This window comes from Nostoc sp. (genome assembly GCF_041747015.1).
In the GTDB taxonomy this organism is placed as follows: domain Bacteria; phylum Cyanobacteriota; class Cyanobacteriia; order Cyanobacteriales; family Nostocaceae; genus Nostoc.
Map to the genome: position 1 here is coordinate 1 of NZ_JBGTFY010000309.1, position 3,417 is coordinate 3,417.

The 3,417-nt window shown below is 46.4% G+C and carries 2 protein-coding genes and 2 pseudogenes; 2 read left to right on the forward strand and 2 right to left on the reverse strand.

What is annotated here, in order from left to right; all coding sequences use genetic code 11:
* Positions 1 to 141: 141 nt before the first annotated feature.
* Both ACEW80_RS24695 and ACEW80_RS24700 read left to right on the forward strand, forming a co-directional pair.
* Positions 142 to 726 (forward strand): annotated as a pseudogene (locus ACEW80_RS24695) (hypothetical protein); the annotation flags it as partial.
* Between the two features lie 110 nt (positions 727 to 836).
* A complete protein-coding gene (locus ACEW80_RS24700) occupies positions 837 to 2,003 on the forward strand; it encodes a hypothetical protein (protein WP_373529125.1) in 1,167 nt (388 codons plus the stop codon).
* A 71-nt stretch (positions 2,004 to 2,074) separates the two neighbouring features.
* On the opposite strand, the gene ACEW80_RS24705 is transcribed toward ACEW80_RS24700, so the two are convergent.
* Both ACEW80_RS24705 and ACEW80_RS24710 read right to left on the reverse strand, forming a co-directional pair.
* Positions 2,075 to 2,242, reverse strand: coding sequence for a hypothetical protein (locus ACEW80_RS24705; RefSeq protein WP_373529126.1), 168 nt, complete (start codon positions 2,240 to 2,242; stop codon positions 2,075 to 2,077).
* 74 nt (positions 2,243 to 2,316) lie between these two features.
* Positions 2,317 to 3,417 (reverse strand): annotated as a pseudogene (locus ACEW80_RS24710) (hypothetical protein); the annotation flags it as partial.

Below are 3,417 nucleotides of genomic sequence, written 5' to 3' on the forward strand. Positions count from 1 at the left end.
TATCAAGTATTTATACTTAATTATTCGACCTAATTGTTTTTTTAGCCATTGCCTCTGGCTGAAAAACTAGTTATTTTGTACTATATTTTCAATTCCAAAATCGGGGTTAATACCCTATTTTTTCCAAAATGAGAATTGCTGTTGAACAAGCAGGTGAAACAAGCGCTAGAGCAGACTATTGATCTGCGATCGCTAGCGCAGGAACCACCCAAGGAAAATGCCCAAGAATGTTTGCGGCTGATGGGCATGGCGTTAAAGAACTTAGCTAGTGCGATGAACAATACCCAGGCTCTCGAAGCTGCGGCGATAATTCTGGGAAGCGAACCGACACCAACTGCGATCGCTTACCGAGCCGAGCAATTGGAAATGCTATCCCAGGCGGTTAGTGATATTCGGCAGGTACTTGCAAAACCTGGGTGTACTTGGCAGGACTATTGGGATGTTGCCCAAGAGTATGAGGTAATCAAACAAGATTACTGGGCAGAATTGACCACCCAAGAGACAGAATTAATTACCACACTCCAGAAAGTATCCTTTCAACTGGATACTATTGGCGTTGGTTCTATTGTTGCCCATGCTGATCCATACCGTACTTTGTATGTCGCCAGAGGTGAAGTGATTCAGGATTTGGGAGATGAGGTAATCGTTGCATGGGATTGCTGGAAGGAGCAATCAAAAAAGAGTGATAGGTATTTCCGAGACGAATTGCGATTCTGGCAGGGCTAACTGATCTGTTGTTCATACCAATAATTCTTTAGACAACCGAATACAAGTACCAAGCCCCGCATCACAGTGGGGGAAATTTCCGTGCGTCAACATAAACAGGAGATTGTAAAATGACTGCAACTATTACAAGACCCAAGCCCAAAAAAGCTGCTAGCAAGAAGGAATCCTCATATAAAAGGCTTCATGTGATTATCCCAATTCAAGATATGTTATGGGCTTCGCAGCAAAAGCCTTCAGTTACGCAATTGTGGCAAGAATCCTGGACGGCTGACCCATACGGTTCTCGATGGATGCCGCTAACTTCTGCTTTGGGGTACAGTACTTTTATCTCTGCAAAGAAAATTCTAGCTGACAGTGGACTGTTCATCTTCAAACCCGATAAGTCGATTCAGGATGGACGGGAGACAGTGAAGTGGATGGTTCAGAATTTACACGGTAGCCGGATGAAGGAATTTTGGGAGAAAGCCAATGCTGAAAAACGAGAATCAAATGCTGGGGATTCAGAGAAAGATGCTGGCTCTGAAGAAATGGGTGCTTTAAATCAAGCATCTATTTTAAGTCAAAGTCATTCAGAGCAAGGGTTCCAGGAAACCTCACGAACTACTCAGGAACAGTTCACGAACTCTACAAAAGAGTTCGTGAACTGTGTCTCTGACACGCTTACACTAAATCCGCGTGTAGAGGAGACGGCTCACGCGCCCTTGGGGGGCGCGTCGCCTCAGTCTGTTCAAGGCGTGTCAGAGAATGAGGAAAACTCACCTACGGCGAATGACTGTACATCGCTGGCGCTTGTGGAAGCTGCACCGAGTAATCCCGCTTTGTTGTTGGCTGAAAACCAGAATTGTGGTGTTGAACCGAGGGACTGTCATGAAGGTACTGGTTCCGCGGTGTCCGTCGCCGTAAATGAATTTTCTTCAACTTTAGCGATCGCTAATCAAACACCAGAGCTTGTAGAACAGGGTTATTCTGCAACGTTTACGGCTGAAAACTCGGTTTCGGGTGTAGAGATCAAAGCAGTTGATGAGGGTGAAAGTTCCGCCGCGTCTGTCACCAGCGCTGAAAAGTGGTCGCATGAGGCGATTGTTGGAAGGTCGCAGATTCGACCTGAGCGTATGCAGAAACTCAAAGTTGCGGCGAATTCGGGGCAGAATCCGGGGTTGGGCTTCTTGCAGGAGTGTTGGGACGATGATCCGGCTTTGCAAATTGTGATCAAGAAGCTGCTGGTGAAGTATCCGCAGTGGGGAATTGCGTGTGTGGATGGAGAGTTAGTAGATTGAAATCGGTAGCAATTACCATTCATGTTGTGGTTTCATGCAATGTTTACGGCAACCATTTGAGCGATCACACTTCAACTACTGACATATTCCAGCACTCGTTCCCATTCCCAGCGCCAAGCCGTCTCTACCACTATTTCTTTACCGTTGGTGAATTGGATGAATTCTGTACCATTGTCATAAAACACATCAGCAGCAAGTTGATTACGTAAATCGTAGCCGCCACTTTGAGGCTGCGCCATTCCACCATTTTTGTTCTGTTGCCAGGCTACTGAATAACATGAGCAAACAAGATACAGCAAAAGTTTGAGTAACTTCAGCTACCACTGCACTGAGTTGAGTTTTGTTTGAAAGTATTAGGGGTAGCAGTGGATGAATTAGCGCTGAGGACTATTTGTCCTTTGGCATTTAGTACTGCACCTGTGGCTTCAACAATCCGTTTGGGAGCGGAGATAGTCGGTTTACTGGTAACAGGTGGTAGGGAACGGTTGTTGTTAGTGGGTTTAAAAGACACCCAATCGATTTGTGACGCATCAGGAGTGAGAATGTCTTTAGGATTAAACGGTAAACCGCCGCGTCCGGTGATCACAAATCGATTTTGGGTGTAACCTGGACTATAACAGCCTTGGGCTACCTGGGTGTCAACTGGTACTGTGGGCAACTCAAGCAAGCCACTGTTGGGGTCGATACCAGGTGTGTTAAGTTCTACAGTGCCGTTTACACCCAACTCAGAACTAGCGGTGATATCCGAAAGAGAAGTTGGGAACTGGCGGGGTTGAATGCCATAGATACCAAAGGCTTGAATATTTACTCTCCCACCCTTGCCTGTGTAAGCATTAGCAGTGATGTCGCTATTTTCTTCAGGGACAGCAGCGATGAAGCCCAACGGAGCATCAATATTAATGTTGCCACCATTACCACCAGCTTGTGCTGTGCCTGCGGTGGTGGAAATTTGAGCGCCACGACGCAGAAGCAGTAAATCAGTTTGTAAGTTGATGTCGCCACCCTCACCCAATGCAGATTGGGCGTTGAGTGTGCCACTGTTGTCTAAGGTAACTCTAGGTGAGTTGACGATAATATCTCCAGCAGTACCCGTCGGACTTCGGGAGTTAACGAATAAGCCACTGTTAAAGTTAGAACTCTTGCTAGAAATGGTGAAAAAATCAGCAGCATTAACTTTAATTTTGCCTGCATTGCCTTGTCCAGAAGTTGAGGCAGTAAGTCGAGCGCCATCTTGTAACGAGAAAGAACCAGAATCGATAGTAATGTTACCCCCATTGCCAACTGTTCCCCTATCCACCCGGCTGGCAATCCCACTGACAAAACCATTTTTCTCCCCAGTAATATCAACAGCGCCAGTAACTTTAATATTGACATTCCCTGCATCCCCCCGTCCTGCTGGCTGGGTAGCAGATGC

Excerpts from the sequence above, each read along its gene's own strand:
- ACEW80_RS24700 (WP_373529125.1), top strand. The coding sequence starts at position 837 with ATGACTGCAACTATTACAAGACCCAAGCCCAAAAAAGCTGCTAGCAAG.
- ACEW80_RS24705 (WP_373529126.1), bottom strand. The coding sequence starts at position 2,242 with ATGGCGCAGCCTCAAAGTGGCGGCTACGATTTACGTAATCAACTTGCT.